We start from the raw sequence: 19,292 nt of genomic DNA on the forward strand, positions 1-19,292 counted from the left end.
CGCCGCGTGTGCCGGCCGGGTCGCGGAGGTAGTGGTACTCACCTAAAAGTCGGGGAAAAACCAGGCCAAAGCGGCCAGCTATTGAGGGATGGGCCATTCTTGACCGATGGGGGTGAACGGTGGTTCACTTAAATGGTGAACGACCGTTCACCATTTTGATTTCACGTGAAGGAATACCGTGCCCTCCCACCTGGCCACCCCAACCGCCCCCGCCCGCCCAGGGCGCAAGGCCGCCGCACCAAAGCGCACCTCCTTGGTGATTACGATCCTGTGCCTGGCTGGCACCGTCGTGGCACTGCAGCAAACCATGGTGGTTCCGCTGCTGCCGGACTTCCCGAAGATCCTTGGCACCTCGGCGGATAACACCTCCTGGCTGGTGACCATCACGCTGCTCACCAGCGCAGTGGCGACGCCCATCGTTTCCCGGCTGGCGGACATGTTCGGCAAGCGCCGCATGATGGTGGTGGCCATGGTCATGATGGTCATCGGTTCACTTATCGCCGCCGTGGGCGGCACCTTTACGATGCTGTTGGTTGGCCGGGCATTCCAAGGCCTGGCGGCCTCGCTGATCCCGGTGGGTATCAGCATCATGCGCGATGAGCTGCCCCGTGAAAAAGTTGCCTCCGCCGTTGCACTCATGAGCGCCACGCTAGGTATTGGCAGCGCCTTGGGGCTTCCGCTTTCCGGCCTGATTTACGAGTCCATGGGGTGGCAGGCCATCTTCTGGATTTCCGCCGGGATCGGTGTGCTGCTCATCGTGGCCGTTGTGCTGGTTGTCCCGGAATCATCGGTTCGCACCAAGGGCAAGTTCGACTTTGTCGGGGCCATTTTGCTAACCGCAGCCCTGACCTCCTTGCTGCTGGCCATTTCCAAGGGCGCGGACTGGGGTTGGAAGAGTGAGCCGGTGATCTTGTTGTTCATCGGCACCGTGGTGTTCCTGGCGGTCTGGTTCCCTTACGAACTGCGTGTCAGTCAGCCCATGGTGGACCTGCGGACCTCGGCCCGGCGCCCCGTGCTGCTGACCAACATCGCCTCCATCCTGGTTGGCTTTTCCATGTACGCGAACATGCTCAGCACCACCCAGCAGCTGCAACTGCCCGAAGTGGCCGGTTTCGGATTCGGGCTCAGCGTGGTGGTGGCCGGGCTCTGCATGATCCCCTCCGGGCTGGCCATGGTGGCGCTGGCGCCCGTCTCTGCGATGATCACGAAGAAATACGGCGCCAAGATCACCTTGATCGTGGGCTCGCTGGTGTTGGCACTGGCTTACGTATCCCGAGTATTCCTCACCGGTGAGGTCTGGATGGTGATCCTGGGCGCCACAGCAGTGAGCATGGGCACCGCCATTGCCTACGCAGCCATGCCGACCCTGATCATGCGCTCAGTGCCGATCACGGAAACGGCCTCCGCCAATGGGCTCAATTCACTGCTGCGGGCAGTGGGTACCTCAACCATGTCCGCCGTCGTTGGTGTTGTGCTCACCTCCGTGGTAGTCAAGGTTGGGCCAGTGTCGCTGCCGACGGTGGACGCCTTCAAGGAAATTTTTTGGTACGCAGCCATCGCGGCACTGCTGTCGATCGGCATCGCCGTGTTCATTCCCAGGTTCCAGACGGCCCCCGGGTCTACGGCCGGTGTCACGGCGGGTACAAGCACGGGCGTGCTCAGCACTGTGCCGGCTGCCGGTGCAGTCGCCCAGGACCGGCCCGGTTCCGAGGCGGAGATTGTGGTTGGTGGAACAGTGCTCGACGCCGATGGCCGCCCCATCCGCCAGGCAGTGGTGAACGCCCTGTACACCAATGGTGAGCCTGCTGACTGGAGCCGCGCCAACAATGACGGACGTTACTCCCTGGTCCTGCCCGAACCCGGACGCTACCTTGTGGTTGCCAGCGCCGAGGGCTGGGCGCCCAGCTCCCGGGTCCTTGACTTTGCCGACTCCTCCTCATCCGAGCAGATCCGACTCGCTCGCCGGCTCACCCTCTCCGGGGTTGTGCACAAGGACGGCCAGCCACTGGAAGGCGCACTGGTGACACTGACGAAATCCACCGGGGAATTCCTTGTCTCCACCTTCACCACCGCCGAGGGCAGCTACGAAGTTCCCCTCCCTCCCGCAGGGCGATACATTTCGACCTGCCTTGACCCGGCCGGCAGCACCGCGCAGTCAATCCAGCTGGCTGTCACCGTGCATTCGGCTGTGGCCGACTTCCACCTTGCAGCACGCCCCGAGCGTGCAGCCAACACCCCGGTGGGTGTGCTGTGAGCAAGCCCGGTGCCCGCGCGGCGATCGTGGAGGCCGCCCGGCACCTGTTTGGCGAGCACGGCTACAACTCCGTGACCATCAAGGACGTGGCGGCGCGTGCAGGCTATTCCCCGGCCATGGTGATGAAGGTGATGGGAAACAAGGCCAAGCTCTACGCGGCCGCCGCACCGGATGTTCCCCGTACTGACCTGGTGGGCGATGAGGGTGAAGCCTTGGGGTTCGCGCTGGTGCGCAGAATTGTGGTGCGGCGCCGGAAAGGGGAGGCGGAGCCCTGGTCAATGGTGGCAATGCTGGTCAAGGACGCACCCGATCAAGACGGGGCCCATGCAGATTTGCGTGAGCGCTATGTGAAGTGGATGGCAGAGCAGATCGGGGACACCTCACCCTCCCGCCGAAAGGCGCAAATGCTGGTCTGTGCCGTGATGGGTCTGGGTGCGGGAACACGGGTGCTGGGTCTGCTGGAATCAAAGGAAATGGCGGACGAGGAACTCATCGCGCAGTACGGGGCGATTGTCCAGGCCATCATTGACGGACCCGCAGGCACCTGACCCGCCCGCCGGGTCTGCAAAGGGCTGGATCGGAGTAGGAACCGTTTGCCCTGCGGGAGTGTGCTTCGGTGGTGTCAGAGCCGCGCGAGCAGCTCAGCGGCCCTAGCGTACTTGAACCGTAAACGGTCGGCCGTCGCCGGGTCCAGCCGGGCAACCCGCACGGGATCGGTATTGTCCAACAGGTCAGCTGCCTTCACCATGCGCGCCAACGGATTCGCACGCACACGGGCAAAGTAGTCCTCCATGCGCTCGCCGTTCCGCTTCGTCATGGCATCGACCCCCTCCATCACATCAAGGGAGAATCCCAGGGCACGCAGGTCCGAGAAGCCGATCTCCGTGTCCTCGACGACGTCATGGAGCCACGCGACCGCCACCGCGGCATCGGGTGCGTGGGGAAACAGCAGCCTGACATTGGCCGCCACCCGTGCAGGATGCTCAATGTAACTGGCCCCGACCTTGTCAACCTGCCCGGCGTGCGCGGCAGCTGCAACGTCGCAAGCCAGCGCAATCAAATCTCGATTGTTCCCCATGAGGCCAGTCTGCTGGTTGCGTCCCTGCGAAGCAATACCTCGCCGCTTAATGACGCACCATCTGGATTCCCTAGCCTTCAAGCCACAGCAGCCTGCCGTGTTCATCGCCGCCAGCGGGTAGTTGCGCCGAACGTACAGTAGGTGCCAATGTTCGTCTTGAACATTGGCACCTACTGTACGTTCGCGGTGGGGATCGGTGGGGAGCGGTGGGAAGCGGGGCGGCTGGGGCGCTACATGGCCGGTTCCGCCACCAGCTCCGCTTCGGGAACTTCCATGCCCGCAAGCTTTGCGCCCTCAACGTCCACGTCGGGCAGGATCTTATCCAGCCACTTCGGAATCCACCAGGCGGACTTGCCCAGCAGGTGCATGGCCGCAGGAACAATGGTCATGCGCACCACGAACGCGTCGATCAGCACGCCGAACGCCAGGGCAAAGCCGAGCGGGCGGACCATTGTCAGGTGGCTGAAGATGAAGCCGGAGAACACGCTGATCATGATGATCGCGGCCGCCGTGACAACGGGTGCTGCATGCTTGAAGCCTGTCCGCACCGCCTGCTTCGCGTCCTGCCCGTGGGCGTAGGCCTCACGCATGCCCGATGCGATGAACACCTGGTAATCCATGGCCAGGCCGAACAGCACGCCGATCAGGATGATGGGCAGGAAGCTGAGCACGGCCGCAGGGTTTGCGACGTCGAAGATCCCGCCGAGCCAACCCCACTGGTACACGGCCACCACGCCGCCAAACGCAGCGACGAGGGAGAGCAGGAAGCCGGCGGTTGCCAGCAGGGGAACCAGGATGGAGCGGAACACGAGGATCAGCAGGATCAAGGAAAGTCCGACGACGATGGCCAGGTAGGGCGGAAGCGCCGCCCCCAGCTTCTCCGAGACGTCGACGTTCGCCGCCGTCTGGCCCGTCAGGCCAATGCTGACTCCGTGGTCTGCTTTGATGGTGGCGCCTTCGGCCCGCAGGTCATGGACCACCTGGACGGTGCTTTCGCTGGCTGGACCCTCGGTGGGTATGACCTGGTAGACGGCGGTGCGCAGATCCTTGCTGAGCGCGACCGGCAGGGCGGCCTTGACGTTGGTGACTGAGCGCAGCTGGTCGGCCACGTCAAGGTTCAGGACAGCGGCGCTGCTTGCATCAAGGCCTGCTGGCAGTGATCCGACGACGATGATGGGCCCGTTCATGCCCTCGCCGAAGTCCTTGCCCGTAATGGAGTAGGCGTTGTAGGCACTTGAGCCGACGGGTTCGGATCCGCCGTCGGGCAGTGCAAGGCGCAGACCTGCGGCCGGGATGGCAATGACGGCCAGAGCAACAACGGCGGTGACGAGCGATACAACAGGGTGCCTGGTGACGAGTCCGCCCCAGCCGCGGGCGCTTTGGGCGATGTCGGCTGCGCCGTCGGCGGCGGCCTTTTCGGCGTCGTTCAGGCCAACAAGCGCCACATTGTGCTTGGCGGTCGCGGCCTCGTTTTTGCCCCACGCCCTCTTGGAGATGATCTTGGTGCCGAACAGGGACAGCAGGGCAGGTGTCAGCGTCAAGGCGATCAGTACCGAGACCGCAACGGTTGCCGCGGCGGCCAGGCCGAGGATGGCAAGGAACGGCAGACCGGTGACCGAGAGTGCCGCCAGGGCAATGACAACCGTCAGTCCGGCAAAGGTCACAGCGTTTCCGGAGGTGCCTGTGGCCTTGGCGATGGATTCACGCATTGCCATGCCCGCCAGGAGCTGCTGGCGGTGCCGGTTGACGATGAACAGGGAGTAGTCGATTCCCACAGCAAGGCCCAACATCAACGCGAGCATGGGGGAGATGGAGGACATTTCAATGACGGTTGTCAGCGCCATGGTGCCACCCACGCCGATGCCAACGCCAACAACTGCCATGAGCAACGGCAGGCCGGCGGCAACAAAGGTGCCCAGCATGATCAGCAGCACGGCGGCCGCAACGGCAATGCCCAGCACCTCCGAGATGCCGAACAGCTGGGAGACGTCCTCGACGATTTCCTTGCTGTAGTCAACGCTCACGCCACTGGATTGGAGGGTGTTCAACTTGTCCTGGACCAGCTGTCGGTTCGCCGGGGTCACGGCGTTGATCGACTCGGTGAACTGGATCTGGCCAATCGCGGCCTGATTGTTTTCTGAAACAAAGCGGATGGGTGCCGCCGCCTCCGCGGTGCGCTGGCCGGCCTGCAGCTCACCGTTCGTGGCTGCCAGGGTGGCAAGTCCTTCGTTGTACTTGGCCAGCCCGGCCCCGTACTGGTCCTGGCCCGCCTGCCACTGGGCCTTGGAGGCATCCAGTTGCGCCTGCGCCGGCGCGAGTTGGGCCGCCGCCGCTTCGGCCTGCGGGGAACCTGCCGGCAGCGCGGCGACTTGTGCCTTTTGGGTGTCAAGCTGCTTTTGGCCGGCGTCGAGCTGCGTCTTCGCCGCTGCAAGTTGGCTGGCGGCAGCATCAAGCTTTGGCTTTTCAGCCGCGGCCTGCGCCTGGCCTGCTGCGAGCTGCTTTGCACCGTCGGCCAGCTTGGCTGCGCCGGCTTCCTTGGCGGCTGTTGTCAGGAACGGGTCGATGACGCCCTTGACGGTGGGAACTGTTGTCACAGTCTTCAGCGCGGTCGTGATTGCCTTTTCCTGGGCGGCGGTGAATGCTTTGCCGTCGGTGCTGGTGAACACCACCGAGCCGGTGCCGCCCGACGCCTCGGGCAAAGCGCCCTGGAGCTTGTCGGCCATCTGCTGCGTTTCGGTTCCGGGAATCTGGAAGTTGTTGGACATGGGCCCCATGAACAATGCCGCGGCACCGCCCACCAGGCCCACGATGACTGCCCAGGCGGCAATCACCAGCCATGCGCGGCGGGCGGAAAACCGTCCCAGTCGATAAAGCCAGAGGGCCATGATCATTCCGTTCTCTAAGGAAGCCTGCGGGGGGGCGCAGGCAGTAAAAAAATTAGTTGTTGAAACCGTTGCGGATGTGCGAGATGGTGCGCTGCAGATTGGCACGCAATTGAGCCAACGACTCCGGGGTGATGGTGGTTCCATGGGTCTGAAACCAGACTTGGAATGCCGCACGGCAACTTCCGACGACGGCGCCAACCAGGGCGTACAGGTACAGTTCGTCGGTGCCTTCCGGGAGTCTTTGCCGGGCGACGTCTGTGATCTTGAGGCTGCATTCCTCCCAGGCCTGAAGCTGGAAGCGGCCGAGCTGGGGGTCCTGCGTCAGGGCGAAGGTTTCGGCCAGGATCGCCAGATCGCGGGGGCTGCCCACGGCCGTGAGGGCGATTTGGGCCGATTCAAGCAGCGGCTCGTCGACGGGGCGGCCAACAAGTTCCACGATGACCTGGTCCAGGTAATTCTGCGTGAAGCTGGCAACTGCTGCCTCGACGGAGGAGAAGTAGTTGAAGAAGGTGCGCCTAGACACCCCGGCGGCGGCCGCAACGTCGTCGACAGTGAAGGTGTTCAGGGTCTGGTTGCGCAGGAAATCAAGGGCTGCGGTGGCGATTGCCTCGCGGGTGGCGGCCTTGTTCAGCTCGCGCCGGGACGGCTGCGTGGGGGAGGGCTGCGCTGCGGGAGGGGATGCTGGAATACTCACGTACCTACACTAAGTGCAACTTTGCACGCAGTGCAAATCGCGCGGCGGCGGGCGGCGAAGTGACTTACGGGCAGCTCGCCGCGGGAAACGCAAAGTCCCGCCCCGAATGCGGTCCGTGGACCGCCCCGGGACGGGACGTTGTATGAGCTTTCACAGCGTGCGGGGTTTGTTCCCCCTTGGTTTAGGCGTTGGCGGGTTCGCGCTTCGGGTCGATGCCATCGACGTCCTGCGCCGGGTTCAGTCCGGCCAGGAGGTCATCGGCGTCGTCCGCGAAGGGGTTGCCGTTGCGGGCTGCGTTGTAGAGCTCCTCGTCGAGGATTCCCTGTCGCTTGGAGACGATCGTGGGAACCAGGGCCTGGCCTGCGACGTTGACGGCCGTGCGGCCCATGTCAAGGATCGGGTCTATGGCCAGCAGGAGTCCGACGCCGGCCAGCGGCAGTCCCAGCGTCGACAGCGTCAGCGTGAGCATGACGACGGCGCCGGTGGTGCCCGCGGTGGCGGCCGATCCCAGGACCGAGACGAGCACGATCAGCAGGTACTGGCCCAGGTCCAGCTGGATGCCGAAGAACTGTGCGACGAAGATGGCTGCAACTGCCGGGTAGATGGCGGCGCAACCGTCCATCTTGGTGGTGGCGCCCAGCGGTACGGCGAAGGATGCGTAGCCGCGGGGAACGCCAAGGTTGCGTTCGGTCACGCGCTGGGTCAGGGGCAGGGTGCCGATGGATGAGCGGGAAACGAAGCCCAGCTGTACGGCAGGCCACACACCGGAGAAGTACTGCTTGATGGACAGGCCGTGGGTCTTGATCAGCACGGGGTACACAACGAAGAGCACCAGGGCCAGGCCCACGTAGATGGCAACGGTGAACTTGCCCAGTGAGCCAATCGTGGTCCAGCCGTAGCTGGCAACAGCGTTACCGATCAGGCCGACGGTGCCGATCGGGGCCAGGCGGATGATCCACCACAGCACCTTCTGGATGACTGCAAGTGCGGAACCGTTGAGCTTCAGGAACGGGTCGGCTGCCTTGCCGACCTTCAGGGCTGCAATGCCGACGACGATGGCAATGACCAGGATCTGCAACACGTTGAAGTTCACGGCGGTTGTCAAGGCGCCCGACTCGGCAGCCTTCGTTGTGGCGCTCAAGCCGAGGAAGTTCGAGGGGAACAGGCCAATGAGGAAGGCCCACCAGTCGCCGGACTTGCCCGTGTATTCCTTGGGTGTTGCCGTGCCAGTGCCAGCGCCCGGCTGGAACACCAGACCCAGGACGATGCCGATGCTCACGGCGATCAGGGAGGTGATGGCGAACCAGAGCAGGGTGTTCCATGCCAACCGTGCGGCGTTGGTGACCTGGCGCAGGTTGGCGATGGAGGAAACCACGGCCGTGAAGATCAACGGCACCACGGCCGCCTTGAGCAGGGACACGTAGCTTGAGCCAATGACACCGAGCGTGGTGACAAGGCCGTTGGGATCGGTCTTGGGGTCCCCGCCAAGCTGGCGGGCAATCAGGCCCAGGATGAGGCCGGCAATGAGGCCGGCAATGATTTGTACGCCGAAAGAGCCCGCCCATTTGGGCAGCTTCGACACTTTGGGAGTGGTCGCTGTGGAAGTCATGAATCAAAGGTAGGCGCCAAAAGATAGCATCGAAGAATTTGTGTTTCCCCTTGTTACGCGTAGCAATTTCAATTGTTACGCGAACATCTCGAGGAATGGCGGGCCTGCCATCACCAGCCCTTGCAATACACCGTCCGGACGGTTAAGTTCTGGGTGTGGATGCATTCGCTGTCAGCGGCCTTCCCTTGTGGCGTCCGCGGACCCAACCTCGGGGTGGACATGTCATATAAGCAAATTTTGGTGCGGCGGGACGGGCCCCTGGTGTGGCTGACGTTGAACCGCCCGGCCGAAGCCAACGCCATCAGCACCCTCATGTCCCAAGAGTTCATCACTGCCATTGAAGAGGCCGAGGCAGACGCCAGCTGCCATGTGCTGATCCTCCAAGGTGCCGGGAAGTATTTTTGTGCCGGCGGCGACGTTGCCATGATGGCCGGGGCCGCGGATCCTGCCGGCTTTCTGGGCCAGCTGGCCGCCACCATGCATGAAGCCCTCCTGCTGTTGGCCGCTTCCCGGCTGGTGACCATCGCAGTGGTCCAGGGCGTGGCCGCAGGGGCAGGACTGGGACTGGTGTTGAACTCCGACATTGTCTTGGCCTCGCCCCGGGCAGGCTTTCTCACGGCCTATGGTGCCGTGGGCCTGACGCCCGATTGCGGAGTCTCCTATCTGCTACCGATGGTTGTGGGTCCCCGGCGGGCCACCCAGATGAGCCTGCTGGGCGGGACCGTGGGTGCTGCGCAGGCACTTCAGTGGGGCCTGGTGAGCGAGATAGTGGAGGAAACCGGGCTGATCCAACGCGCGGCCGAGCTGGGGGAGCAGTTGGGCTCGGGCGCCACACAGGTCCTGGGACCCACCAAGCGGCTGCTGGCCGGAAGGCGCGCCTCGGACTATGCCGCGCACCTGGCCGACGAGGCCGCCACCATCACCACAATGATTGCCCACCCCCAGACCCACAAGAGCATTGCTGCCTTTGTTGCACAACGGGGCAAGTAATCACTGCGTTGAATGCGTGTGGGACGGGTCCTTAGAGCCGCCCGGCCTTGATGACCCGGCTCAGGAACTGCTGGGTGCGTTCCTCCTGCGGATTTTCAAAGACTTCCTCGGGGGTTCCCCGTTCAAGGATCTTTCCCTGGTGCAGGAAACACACCTGCGAGGCAACTTCCCTTGCGAATCCCATTTCATGGGTGGCCAGCAGCATGGTCAACCCGCCCACGGCCAATTCACGGATCATCTCCAACACGTCGCCTACCAGCTCCGGGTCAAGTGCGGCAGTGATTTCATCAAGAAGCAGAACCTGCGGATCCATGGCCATGGCGCGGACTATGGCCACTCGCTGCTGCTGTCCGCCGGACAGGGCGTCGGGGAAGGACCCGGCCTTGTTGGCTAGACCGATCTTTCCCAGAAGCTCCATGGCCCGCTGTTCTGCGGTTTCCTTGGATACACCGCCCACCATGGTGGGAGCAAGGGTGATATTCTTCAGCACCGACATGTGGGGAAACAAGTTGTAGGACTGAAAGACGATCCCAACGTTGCGCCGAAGCGTATTCAAGTCCACGCCCAGCCCTGTGACTTGATCGCCATTGACAAGGATTTGTCCCGAATCGATGGGCTCCAGTGCGTTGATGCAGCGCAACAGTGTCGACTTGCCGGAACCGGATGCCCCGATGAGGCACACCACCTCGTGCTGGGCCACTTCAAGGGAGACACCCTTGAGGATTTCCAGCGAACCATAGGATTTGTGTAGGTCGCGAATCTGGAGAAAGGGCATGATTTTCCTAGTTTGATCCTGAGCGCTGGCGGGCCTGGTCTTTACTGATCATCCGGTCCACAAAGCGGGACTGCGGGATGGTGACGAGCACAAAGATGATGGCCACAACCGTCACCGGTGAAAGGTTGAACACTGCAGAGCCCACCAGGCGGGACTGGGTGAAGGCATCAATGACACCCATGACGCCAATCAATGCGGTGTCCTTCTGGAGTCCAATGAAGTCATTGAGCAGCGGCGGGATGACACGGCGGACAGCCTGCGGAATGATGACAGTTCGAAGTGCCTGCGGATAGGACAGTCCCAAGGATCGGGCTGCCGCCCACTGGCTGCGGTGGATGGAGTCAAGGCCGGCCCTGTACACCTCCGCCACGTAGGCGCTGTACGTCAGGGTCAGGGCAAAAATGGCCAGCCAGATCGGTGGCAGGTCCTTAAAGACTGGAACCTCGGCAAGGGACAGGCCAAACCCTACAAGGTACAGGACAATAATGCCGGGGATGGCCCTGAAAATATCGGTATAGAGGATGGCCAAGACCCGCAGCGGGCGCCCGGCACGCCCGGGAAGCATGCGCATGATGGCAATGGCCAGGCCCAGGACCAAGACCAGAATTTCGGCGCCGATGGCCACCTGCACGTTCACCCAGAATGCCGAGACCACATCCGACCAGGCCTGGGCGATGAAGCTCGGGCGCAGGAAGGTGCTGGCTATGGCCCCGTTGTTGGTGCTGACAAAAGCAACGAGTGCTGCGAGAACCAGGACGGCTGCCGAATAACCCAAGCTGGTGAGCGCAGCCTCGCGGCCAAGCGCCGCGTGATGCCTGGCCCCGACCACATCCTGAGTACGCATCAGGGCAGCTGCCCTCCGGGCCCGCCCGAAGGCCTGGACAGCCGGGACCGCCGGCGTCAGGGCGGACAACCAGGCGAGGACGAACAGAGTCGTGACGATCCCATTGGCTGATTGCGGAAACGCGTAGGCGTAAAACCACGTCAAGGAGTAGAAGGAGACCACCGCAGTGATGGCAACAACTCCAACGGCAGAGATGGTGAAAGGAGTCACAGCAGGCGGCGGCGCCAGCATGCCACGGCCATGCAGGGTGTTCCCATTCTTGGTGGGTAGAAGGTTTGTCATGGCGCCGGGAACACCGGAATCGTGGCCGGATCCCCGCCCAGCGTGGGCCCAAGCCAGTCAGCGGACAGTTTTCCAAGCGTCCCGTCCGTGGACATGGCGTCAATGGCCTTATCCATGGCTGCGGCATTCGCGGAACCCTTGGGATAGATAGCCCCGTACTGTTCACCGGTCTTGTACTGGCCAATCACCTCCAATGCCCCTCCCGAGCCGCTGGCAAAACCCAACATGATGGCCGTGTCCTGGATGGCGGCATCAACCTGCCCGGATGCCACGCCCGTGACCATTGCATCAGTTTCCTGGAACACGCGGGCCGGTGTGGCCGGCCTGATTTTCTCCTGCGCAAAGGAAACGGCGGTGGTGCCCAGGGCTACACCGATTTTCTTCTCAGCGATGTTGGCAGCCGTGACCCCGGAGCCCTTCTTGGCAAGGACAGCAACGTTGGAATCAAAATATGGTTTGGAGAACTGAACCACCTTTTCCCGCTCCGGGGTGACGGACACCTGCGCCATGGCGATGTCGAAGCCCTTGGTCTGCCCGGCAACGAGGGCATCAAAGGAAGCATTGACCACCTGAAGTTTGCTCAGCCCGGCGCGGTGGGCAATGTTCGCCGCCAGGCAGTACTCAAAACCGCCAACAATCTTCTCCGGCGAGATCCCCTTCCACCACCCGGGAGAAGGCAGGTTCGTTTGGACCGTGAGGGTGTCCGGGGTGACCGGCGTGAGCGAAATGGAACCCGCGGCACCATATAGCTGGCATTCACCAAAGGCCGCTTTTCCTCCGCCGGACGCGGCGGGCGCCCCACCCCCGCAGGCCGTCAAAGCCAAGCTAGTGGCAGCTGCCATCACCAGCAGGGTGCCAAATCGTTCTCGAACCATCGGATTGCCTCACCATTCAATTGTGGAAGCAGGCCACTCATACTGACTGGCCGTACAGGTAATAGTTAGACTGTGCCGTGCATGACAGCACTTGTCAACGGTTGCCGGAAGGTTTTTTCAATGCTGCGGACAATGCTTCGAGGGTGGCTGCTGGGGCTATAGAGTTCGAGTATGACAAGGATGAATGCGCAGGCTCGACGCGTCGAGGTGCTCGGAGAAACGGTTCGGCAAATCCGGGAGAAGGGCATGGCGACCGTTCGGATAGCAGATGTGGCCGCAGGCATGAACGTCAGCCCGGCGCTGATCATGTACCACTTTGAAACCAAGGAAAAACTCATGGTGGAGGCCCTGACATATGCCGCTGAAAGGGATCTGCTAAAGCTGGCCAGAATTATGAGGGGGTCCTTTTCGCCGGCCAGGCTGCTCATGGCCGCACTGCAATGGTATGCCCCCACGGGCCAAGCGAGGGGGTGGAAAATCTGGGTTGACGCGTGGTCGGCGTCGATGCGTGATGCTTCATTGGCCCATGTACTGGCTGACCTGCAAGGCCAATGGACGCGGGCCATTTCGGGAATTATCGACGACGGCGTGGCTGCGGGGACCTTTACGACCGAGAGTTCATACGCTGCAGCCACCCGGTTGACGTCGCTACTCGATGGCCTGGCAGTCCGCATGCTTGTCCACAAAGAGGCCATTGACCGGGCGCATACGCAGGCCTGGTTGTTGCGCCAGGTTGCCTGGGAGTTGGGTGTTCAGGAGGACTGGCTGGCTTCCGAAATGAGCGTGGAAGTGGCTGGCGAATAAAAACCTTGACAACTCTCTGGGCGGGCAACAGACTGAATAGTCATTCAGTAAAAATTCCCAAGAGTGCTAGGAGTCGTCTCATGCTGGTTGCTGTCGAAGAGAAAACGCAGGTCGCCGTATTGCCATCATTGTTGGAAGTGACCTGGACGGATCCTGTTACCGGGTGCAAAGGATTTTTGGTCATCGACAGGCTGGTCAGGGGGGTCTGCAGCGGAGGGCTCCGCATGCGGAAGGGCTGCACCTTGGAAGAGGTTCGAGGACTCGCCCGGGGCATGACGCTCAAGGAAAGTCTCCACTACCGCCCCAACAGCCACTACGTCCCTCTAGGCGGTGCCAAGGGCGGGATCGATTGCGATCCGCACGATCCCAATAAGCGCGGCGTCCTCAAACGCTATCTGCAAGCCATCAGTGCGCTGCTCAAGGAGCACTGGACCATGGGCGAGGACCTGGGGTTGCAGCAAAAGCTGATAGATGAGGTGCTGGCAGAATTGGACATGGGCAGCTCCGTCCAGGCGGTTTACCCGTTGCTGGAAAATCGCAAGGAAGCGATTGCCCGGCTGGATAAGGCCTTCACCATTGACGTGGATGGGATTGGACTGGATGAATTGGTCGGCGGCCTGGGGGTTGCCGAATCCGTTTTGACGGCACTGGATGAACTGGGACGCCCGCACGCTGGATCCAAGGTGGTGGTGCAGGGATTTGGGTCAATGGGCGGGGCAACAGCCCGCTACCTGGCCCGGGCCGGAATGCTGGTGGTGGGGATTGCCGATGCCAACGGCGTCATCGTCAACCAAAACGGGCTAGATGTTGAAACAATGCTGCAATCACGTGATTCCTTCGGGGAAATTGACCGATCGCGCCTGCAGCCCGACGACTTGCAGCTGCCGCGGGAGCAGTGGCTTGCCATTGAAACAGACGTTTTGGTTCCGGCCGCCATTTCCTACTGCATCACCACCGAGAACCAACATGAGGTGGCGGCGCAGCTCATCGTGGAAGCTGCCAACATGCCCGTGCTCAAGGAAGCCGAAGAACTGCTGACGGCGCGGGGAATCCAGGTGGTGCCGGACTTCGTCTCCAACTCGGGCACCAACGCGTGGTGGTGGTGGATGCTCTTTGGAGACATCGACTCCGACGCCGCGCAGTCCGAGGACAAGATCCGGACCGAAATGCGGCGAATCGTCACCGACATGTTCAACCGCTCCCGGAAGGAAGGGATCACCTTGCGCAAGGCTGCCCTGGCTTTTACTTCTGACCAGCTGCGGGCCATTGATGCAGCGTACCCGCAGCCCTGATAGCATCCCTTCGGGATCGCCAGGGCGCAGTCGACGGCGGTAAGAAGACAAGTTTGGATAATATGCGTGTGATTGGACCTTGGTGGAAGCATTCGAAGTGCAGGCAAAGAAGCCTGAGAGTCAGTCCCACGGATACGCCCGGAAGGTGCGCTCGAAGCCGTTCACGGTCACCATTGGCGTAGGGTTTGTGCTGCTTTCAGCACTGGCTTTTGGCAGCACTCCGGCGTTTGTCCGTCTGGCCTACACGGCACAAATCAACGGGCTTTCACTGGTGGTGTTCAGATGTTTGATCGCCGCGGCCGTGTTGTGGCTCGTGGCCCGTCTGGTGCGGGAAAAGGCGGCCCCGTGGGGAAATGCCTGGCGGCTGATTCTCGTGGGTGCGTTCCTTTTTGGACCGCAGATGTGGGCCTATTTCGCCGCATTGGGACGGCTTGATACTTCCATTACTGTGGCAGTGGTGTATGTGTATCCGGCCCTGGTGGCCATCTTGGTCGCGCTGCAGGCGCGCAAGGTTCCCCAAGGTGCAGAAATTGGGCTGCTGGTCCTTGGGCTGTGTGGCGTGGGCACTATAGTTCTCGCCAACCCCGTGGGTACAGGCTCTGCTGCCGGACTGGTTTTGGCTGCAGTGACTGCGGTGGGATATGCCTTGTACGTCTTTTCAGCAGGGACCGTTGTGGGGGACACTCCACCTCTGGCGGCAGCCAGCCTGGTCCTGCTCGGCGCCGGCAGTTCCAGTGTTGTTGCCGCGCTCGTGACAGGGCAGCTTGAATTTCCCCAGACGGTGGTAGGCGCCGGGTATTTGGCTCTCCACGGCGTGGTCATCGTACCCATCGGTCTGGCCGCCTACTATGCGGGGCTGAAACGTCTGGGGGCAACATTCACCTCGTTGACAGACACGTCGCAGCCGGCCATCGCAGCCCTCATTGGAGTTCTCGCCCTGAGCGAACGGCTGCTTCCGGTACAAATTCTTGGCATGGTAGCCATTGTTGTGGCCGTGCTGGGCCTTCCGGTCATGGCGGTTTGTCAATCCAGGAAAAATCCCAACGTGCCGGAACCGGTTGACGTTTTCTGAACCACAGGGTGCGGACGTTGGCTGGCACCTGCCAAGGGTTCACGGTATCCAGTGACACGCCGGGTGCCGAAAAAACGCTGCCCCGGGTTAGAGTCAAGGCACGAATCACCTTTCAGGAGAGGAATCACGTCATGCCCCGTCCAAGTGCGGTTGCTGAACGGCGCCACGAAATACTGAAGGCAACCTGCCTGGTGATCTCTGAACGGGGCTTCCGTGATCTACGGATTGCGGATGTGGCAAAGATTGCTGGATACAGCACCGGTACTGTGCATTATTACTTCGACTCCAAAGATGAACTTCTGGTCGAGGCTTTCCGCTTCCAATATGAACAATCGGTAGGTCGGCGGGAATATTATTTCCAAGACGATGATGACCCTGTGCTCCGGCTGCGCAAGCTGGCCAGAGGGTACCTGCCAAGTTCAGAGAGCACTATCCAAGCATGGCGGGTCTGGCTGGAATTGTGGGTGTCAGCGCTGCGCGATCGTCCCCTGGCGGCTTTGAATGACGTTTACTACGGGGACTGGCGCAACGCCGTTTTGGAAGCGGCCACCGCTGCCCGCGACGAAGGCCTGCTCAACATTTCCGACGTTGTGGCGTTTGCCGACGTGTACGTGGCCATGCTGGACGGATTGGCAATCCAAGTCTTGATCGGGGCCACCCACATGACCGTGCAACGCATGCAGGAGACCTGCACCTCATTCATCGACAACTTCCTTGTGCCGTAAGTTCCTGGAGGTCAGTCCGCTGGACAGCAGTTCCTCAGGCGCTCCTTGAAAATTTCGGGCTCTGAGAATTCTGGTTCCGGGGCGCCGGGGCATCGCTAGCGCCAGCACGGCGCCCGTGCTCCTGCCGACTGCCGTGCGCCAGTGCCTTGCGCCGGCTGCTGTGCGCCTGTTCTGAGTGCGTGTTGTACCCGGCGGCCGCGCGTACCCCGGGAATCTCATTATTCGAGAAACTCTGATCCCAAGTGTTGACAATCCAGGTGAACTGCGTCACAGTCTTATTGATAACTGACTGATTAGTTAACTATGGAAGTTGGACCACATGGTGGCACGAGGGTACACGGCACTAGCAGGAGCGGCAGCGCTCGCACTCACACTTTCGGCCTGTGGGGGTGGCAGCACAGCCGATGAAGCCAAGTCGCTCACCGTCACGATGTGGGGAGGCCAGGCGCAGACCGCACACGTGGATAGCTACTTCACACCGTGGGGCAAGGCAAACGGAGTCACCATCAAACAGGATTCACCCACGGACTACGCGAAGATCGAAGCTCAGGTCAACGCCGGAAAAGTCAACTGGGGCGTCGTGGAGGTGGAGCCGAACTTCGCCAACACGGCCTGCGAGAAGGGACTTCTCGAGAAGCTCCCACAGCGGGTCATCGATGCCGCCAAGAAAGCCGGCGTGCCTGATGCGCAGATGGGTGCATGTGCCATCCCCAATCTCCAATACACATTCAGCATCTCTTACAACACCAAGACCTTCGCGGACAAGCACCCCACAACATGGGCCGAATTCTTTGACACAAAGACGTACCCCGGCAAGCGAGGATTCTGGAAGTACGCCACCGGCGGCATCTTTGAGGCAGCACTGCTCGCCGACGGTGTCCCGGCCGACAAGCTTTACCCACTGGATCTGCCCCGGGCCTTCAAAAAACTGGACACGATCAAAAAGGACATCGTCTGGTACGACACCGGTGACCAACAAACTCAGCTTGTTGCCAGTGGCGAAGCGCCCCTGGTGCAGGCCTGGAACGGCCGCATCACCAAAGCAGCTGCCGAAGGCCAGGCCGTGGCCAACGACTATGGCCAGAACCTCATCTCCTACGATCAGGTCGTCATCCCCAAGGGCTACGCCAACGCAGAACTGGCTGCTGACTGGATGGTGTGGTTCCTGGGCAACCCCCAGGCCCAAGCCGATGACGCAGTGGCTTCCGGTTACGGCCCGGTCTCCAGCGCAGCCATTGGCCTGGTCCCCGCCGCGAATCGAAATGACCTGGCTGGCAGCGAGGAAGTCGCCAAGAATTCCGCCGGTCTGATCGACTACGGATACTGGGCCAAAAACTATGACACAGTTACCGAACAGCTGAACAACTGGATCGCCAAGTGAGTCTCGCCGTAGGTCCCAAGGAGGACTTGCGGCTGCCCGCGCCCACGCCCTCCGCAGTCAAACGCCGGGCTTCACGTTTGGTGCGCATTGATGGGTGGGGTGCCCTGGTTTTGCCGCTGCTTGTCTTCTTGGTGTTGGTGTTCATCGTCCCGCTGTTCGTGATGCTGCAAAAGAGCTTCACCGATCCAAACCTTGGCTGGCAAAACTACACGGCAATTTTTGCCCAATCCGTGTACGTGAAGGTGCTGGGTAACACGTTCTTCACTGCGGCAGTGGTCACCATCGTCACGTTGTTGCTGGCCTTCCCTTACGCGTACTTGATGACCCTGGCCACACCCGCGTGGCGGTCGGTAATGATGGTGCTGGTTCTGGTGCCATTTTGGACAAGCATCTTGGTCCGCAGCTTTGCCTTGGTGCTGTTGTTGCGTGACACCGGCGTGCTCAATACCCTGGCCCAAGACGCCGGAGTGATAGATCAGCCCCTCACCATCATCCGCACCATGGGTGGGGTGGTGTTTGGCATGGTCCAAGTGGCACTACCCTTCGCGGTGCTGCCCATCTACGCCACTATGCGCACCATCGACCGTCGACTCCTGCAGGCCGCCGAAGGTCTGGGGGACAGGCCGTCCGGGGCATTCTTGAGGGTCTTTGTGCCGCTGAGCCTGCCTGGCGTGGCAGCCGCTGTCTTGCTTACTTTTGTCCAGGCCCTGGGCTACTACATCACCCCGGCACTCCTAGGCGGGCCAAAGAACACCATGATTGGTGAACTTATTGTCCAACAGGTCAGCACTGTCTTGCGCTTTGGGTTTGCCGCGGCGCTGGCAACGATGTTGCTGGTGACAACCTTCATCCTCATCGGCATTGCCAGCAAGTACTTTGATTTGCAAAAACATTTGATGGGACGGTCATGACAAAAATACTGACCAGATCGGGACTTGTCCTGCTGGCCGTCGCAGTCGGCATGTACTTGCTTCTGCCGGTGCTGGTGGTCATCCCCATGTCATTATCGAGCAGTTCCTTCCTCACCTTTCCCCCCAAGGACCTGTCCTTGCGGTGGTACCAGCAGCTCCTTGATGACCCCACCTGGGGGCGCTCGGCATTTGCCAGCCTCAAGGTGGCCGTGCTGTCCGCCATGATCTCTGTGGTACTGGGCACCATGGCTGCGTTGGCCCTTGTCCGCGGGCGCTTCCCCTTCCGAAACGCCATCACAGCAGTCCTGCTGGCACCGCTGATCGTGCCGTACGTGATTGTGGGCCTGGCTGTCTACATCGCGTTCTTGAACCTGGGTCTGACCGAAACCACTCTCGGCTTCGTGCTGGTCCATACCTGCCTGGGTGTGCCTTATGTGATGATCAACGTCGCCTCGGGGCTGGTCTCGGTGGATCGCCGCCTGGAGCTGGCGGCCATGAACCTGGGCTCCGGGCCGGTGTCAACGTTCTTCCGCATCACGCTGCCGTTGATTCTGCCCAGCGTGCTGGCCGGCGCGCTCTTTGCCTTCATCACCAGCTGGGACGAAGTGGTCACAGCCATCTTCCTCTCCGGCCCGGAACTGACCACGATGCCCGTGAAGATGTGGTCAGGTATCCGGGTCCAGGTTGATCCGGCAGTGGCCGCAGTGTCCAGCCTCGCCTTGCTCGTGATCGTCTCCACGTTCCTATTAATGGGTGCCGTGAAGCTGATCCGCAAAATTGTTGGCCGCCGTGCGGCCCTGACCATCAACGAAGGACAATGA

Annotated in this window: 17 protein-coding genes; 10 read left to right on the forward strand and 7 right to left on the reverse strand. The window is 61.6% G+C overall.

Going from position 1 to position 19,292, the window contains the following annotated elements; translation table 11 throughout:
* The first annotated feature begins 178 nt into the window (after positions 1–178).
* Together AAGW05_RS13375 and AAGW05_RS13380 are read left to right on the forward strand one after the other, a co-directional pair.
* Positions 179–2,254, forward strand: a complete 2,076-nt coding sequence (locus AAGW05_RS13375; protein WP_411805041.1) for an MFS transporter — start codon at positions 179–181, stop codon at positions 2,252–2,254.
* Complete coding sequence (locus AAGW05_RS13380) at positions 2,251–2,802, forward strand: TetR/AcrR family transcriptional regulator (protein WP_411805042.1); 552 nt, start codon at positions 2,251–2,253, stop codon at positions 2,800–2,802. Before AAGW05_RS13375 ends, AAGW05_RS13380 begins: the two co-directional genes overlap by 4 nt.
* Before the next feature lie 74 nt (positions 2,803–2,876).
* On the opposite strand, the gene AAGW05_RS13385 is transcribed toward AAGW05_RS13380, so the two are convergent.
* The 4 genes from AAGW05_RS13385 to AAGW05_RS13400 all read right to left on the reverse strand — a co-directional run bounded on the left by AAGW05_RS13385 (position 2,877) and on the right by AAGW05_RS13400 (position 8,520).
* Positions 2,877–3,332, reverse strand: a complete 456-nt coding sequence (locus AAGW05_RS13385; RefSeq protein ID WP_411805043.1) for an HD domain-containing protein — start codon at positions 3,330–3,332, stop codon at positions 2,877–2,879.
* Positions 3,333–3,562: 230 nt separating this feature from the next.
* Positions 3,563–6,217, reverse strand: a complete 2,655-nt coding sequence (locus AAGW05_RS13390; RefSeq protein WP_411805044.1) for an MMPL family transporter — start codon at positions 6,215–6,217, stop codon at positions 3,563–3,565.
* A 52-nt stretch (positions 6,218–6,269) separates the two neighbouring features.
* Complete coding sequence (locus AAGW05_RS13395; RefSeq protein ID WP_411805045.1) at positions 6,270–6,911, reverse strand: TetR/AcrR family transcriptional regulator; 642 nt, start codon at positions 6,909–6,911, stop codon at positions 6,270–6,272.
* Between the two features lie 181 nt (positions 6,912–7,092).
* A complete protein-coding gene (locus AAGW05_RS13400; protein WP_411805047.1) occupies positions 7,093–8,520 on the reverse strand; it encodes a dicarboxylate/amino acid:cation symporter in 1,428 nt (475 codons plus the stop codon).
* 219 nt (positions 8,521–8,739) lie between these two features.
* Here AAGW05_RS13400 and AAGW05_RS13405 point away from each other — a divergent pair, with 219 nt between their 5' ends.
* Positions 8,740–9,510, forward strand: coding sequence for an enoyl-CoA hydratase/isomerase family protein (locus AAGW05_RS13405; RefSeq protein ID WP_411805048.1), 771 nt, complete (start codon positions 8,740–8,742; stop codon positions 9,508–9,510).
* Between the two features lie 31 nt (positions 9,511–9,541).
* On the opposite strand, the gene AAGW05_RS13410 is transcribed toward AAGW05_RS13405, so the two are convergent.
* Genes AAGW05_RS13410 through AAGW05_RS13420 form a run of 3 tightly spaced genes read right to left on the reverse strand, consistent with a single transcriptional unit; the run spans position 9,542 to position 12,286 of the window.
* Positions 9,542–10,285, reverse strand: coding sequence for an amino acid ABC transporter ATP-binding protein (locus AAGW05_RS13410; RefSeq protein WP_411805049.1), 744 nt, complete (start codon positions 10,283–10,285; stop codon positions 9,542–9,544).
* Positions 10,286–10,292: 7 nt separating this feature from the next.
* The gene (locus AAGW05_RS13415) at positions 10,293–11,411 is read right to left on the reverse strand and encodes an amino acid ABC transporter permease (RefSeq protein WP_411805050.1); all 1,119 of its coding nucleotides are present in this window, start codon (positions 11,409–11,411) and stop codon (positions 10,293–10,295) included.
* Positions 11,408–12,286 (reverse strand): ABC transporter substrate-binding protein, encoded by an 879-nt coding sequence (locus tag AAGW05_RS13420; RefSeq protein ID WP_411805051.1) that lies wholly within the window; start codon positions 12,284–12,286, stop codon positions 11,408–11,410. The genes AAGW05_RS13415 and AAGW05_RS13420 overlap by 4 nt, the downstream gene beginning before the upstream one ends.
* Positions 12,287–12,457: 171 nt before the next feature.
* On the opposite strand from AAGW05_RS13420, the gene AAGW05_RS13425 reads away from it, so the two are divergent.
* From AAGW05_RS13425 to AAGW05_RS13455, 7 genes are all read left to right on the forward strand, one after another.
* On the forward strand, positions 12,458–13,090 hold the full coding sequence (locus AAGW05_RS13425; protein WP_411805052.1) for a TetR/AcrR family transcriptional regulator: 633 nt from the start codon (positions 12,458–12,460) through the stop codon (positions 13,088–13,090).
* 80 nt (positions 13,091–13,170) lie between these two features.
* Complete coding sequence (locus tag AAGW05_RS13430; protein WP_411805054.1) at positions 13,171–14,382, forward strand: Glu/Leu/Phe/Val dehydrogenase dimerization domain-containing protein; 1,212 nt, start codon at positions 13,171–13,173, stop codon at positions 14,380–14,382.
* Between the two features lie 82 nt (positions 14,383–14,464).
* Positions 14,465–15,454 (forward strand): DMT family transporter, encoded by a 990-nt coding sequence (locus tag AAGW05_RS13435; RefSeq protein ID WP_411805055.1) that lies wholly within the window; start codon positions 14,465–14,467, stop codon positions 15,452–15,454.
* Between the two features lie 131 nt (positions 15,455–15,585).
* Positions 15,586–16,179, forward strand: coding sequence for a TetR/AcrR family transcriptional regulator (locus AAGW05_RS13440; RefSeq protein WP_411805056.1), 594 nt, complete (start codon positions 15,586–15,588; stop codon positions 16,177–16,179).
* A gap of 319 nt (positions 16,180–16,498) precedes the next feature.
* Positions 16,499–17,560, forward strand: a complete 1,062-nt coding sequence (locus tag AAGW05_RS13445) for an ABC transporter substrate-binding protein (protein ID WP_411805058.1) — start codon at positions 16,499–16,501, stop codon at positions 17,558–17,560.
* Positions 17,557–18,471, forward strand: a complete 915-nt coding sequence (locus AAGW05_RS13450; RefSeq protein WP_411805059.1) for an ABC transporter permease — start codon at positions 17,557–17,559, stop codon at positions 18,469–18,471. Before AAGW05_RS13445 ends, AAGW05_RS13450 begins: the two co-directional genes overlap by 4 nt.
* A complete protein-coding gene (locus tag AAGW05_RS13455) occupies positions 18,468–19,292 on the forward strand; it encodes an ABC transporter permease (RefSeq protein ID WP_411805060.1) in 825 nt (274 codons plus the stop codon). The genes AAGW05_RS13450 and AAGW05_RS13455 overlap by 4 nt, the downstream gene beginning before the upstream one ends.

The organism is Arthrobacter sp. LAPM80 (assembly GCF_046736435.1).
GTDB lineage: Bacteria > Actinomycetota > Actinomycetes > Actinomycetales > Micrococcaceae > Specibacter.

What these genes read in the sequence shown, in the direction of transcription:
- AAGW05_RS13385 (WP_411805043.1), bottom strand. Translation starts at nt 3,332, where the DNA reads ATGGGGAACAATCGAGATTTGATTGCGCTGGCTTGCGACGTTGCAGCT.
- AAGW05_RS13390 (WP_411805044.1), bottom strand. Translation starts at nt 6,217, where the DNA reads ATGGCCCTCTGGCTTTATCGACTGGGACGGTTTTCCGCCCGCCGCGCA.
- AAGW05_RS13400 (WP_411805047.1), bottom strand. Translation starts at nt 8,520, where the DNA reads ATGACTTCCACAGCGACCACTCCCAAAGTGTCGAAGCTGCCCAAATGG.
- AAGW05_RS13405 (WP_411805048.1), top strand. Translation starts at nt 8,740, where the DNA reads ATGTCATATAAGCAAATTTTGGTGCGGCGGGACGGGCCCCTGGTGTGG.
- AAGW05_RS13410 (WP_411805049.1), bottom strand. Translation starts at nt 10,285, where the DNA reads ATGCCCTTTCTCCAGATTCGCGACCTACACAAATCCTATGGTTCGCTG.
- AAGW05_RS13415 (WP_411805050.1), bottom strand. Translation starts at nt 11,411, where the DNA reads ATGACAAACCTTCTACCCACCAAGAATGGGAACACCCTGCATGGCCGT.
- AAGW05_RS13420 (WP_411805051.1), bottom strand. Translation starts at nt 12,286, where the DNA reads ATGGTTCGAGAACGATTTGGCACCCTGCTGGTGATGGCAGCTGCCACT.
- AAGW05_RS13425 (WP_411805052.1), top strand. Translation starts at nt 12,458, where the DNA reads ATGACAAGGATGAATGCGCAGGCTCGACGCGTCGAGGTGCTCGGAGAA.
- AAGW05_RS13430 (WP_411805054.1), top strand. Translation starts at nt 13,171, where the DNA reads ATGCTGGTTGCTGTCGAAGAGAAAACGCAGGTCGCCGTATTGCCATCA.
- AAGW05_RS13440 (WP_411805056.1), top strand. Translation starts at nt 15,586, where the DNA reads ATGCCCCGTCCAAGTGCGGTTGCTGAACGGCGCCACGAAATACTGAAG.
- AAGW05_RS13445 (WP_411805058.1), top strand. Translation starts at nt 16,499, where the DNA reads ATGGTGGCACGAGGGTACACGGCACTAGCAGGAGCGGCAGCGCTCGCA.
- AAGW05_RS13455 (WP_411805060.1), top strand. Translation starts at nt 18,468, where the DNA reads ATGACAAAAATACTGACCAGATCGGGACTTGTCCTGCTGGCCGTCGCA.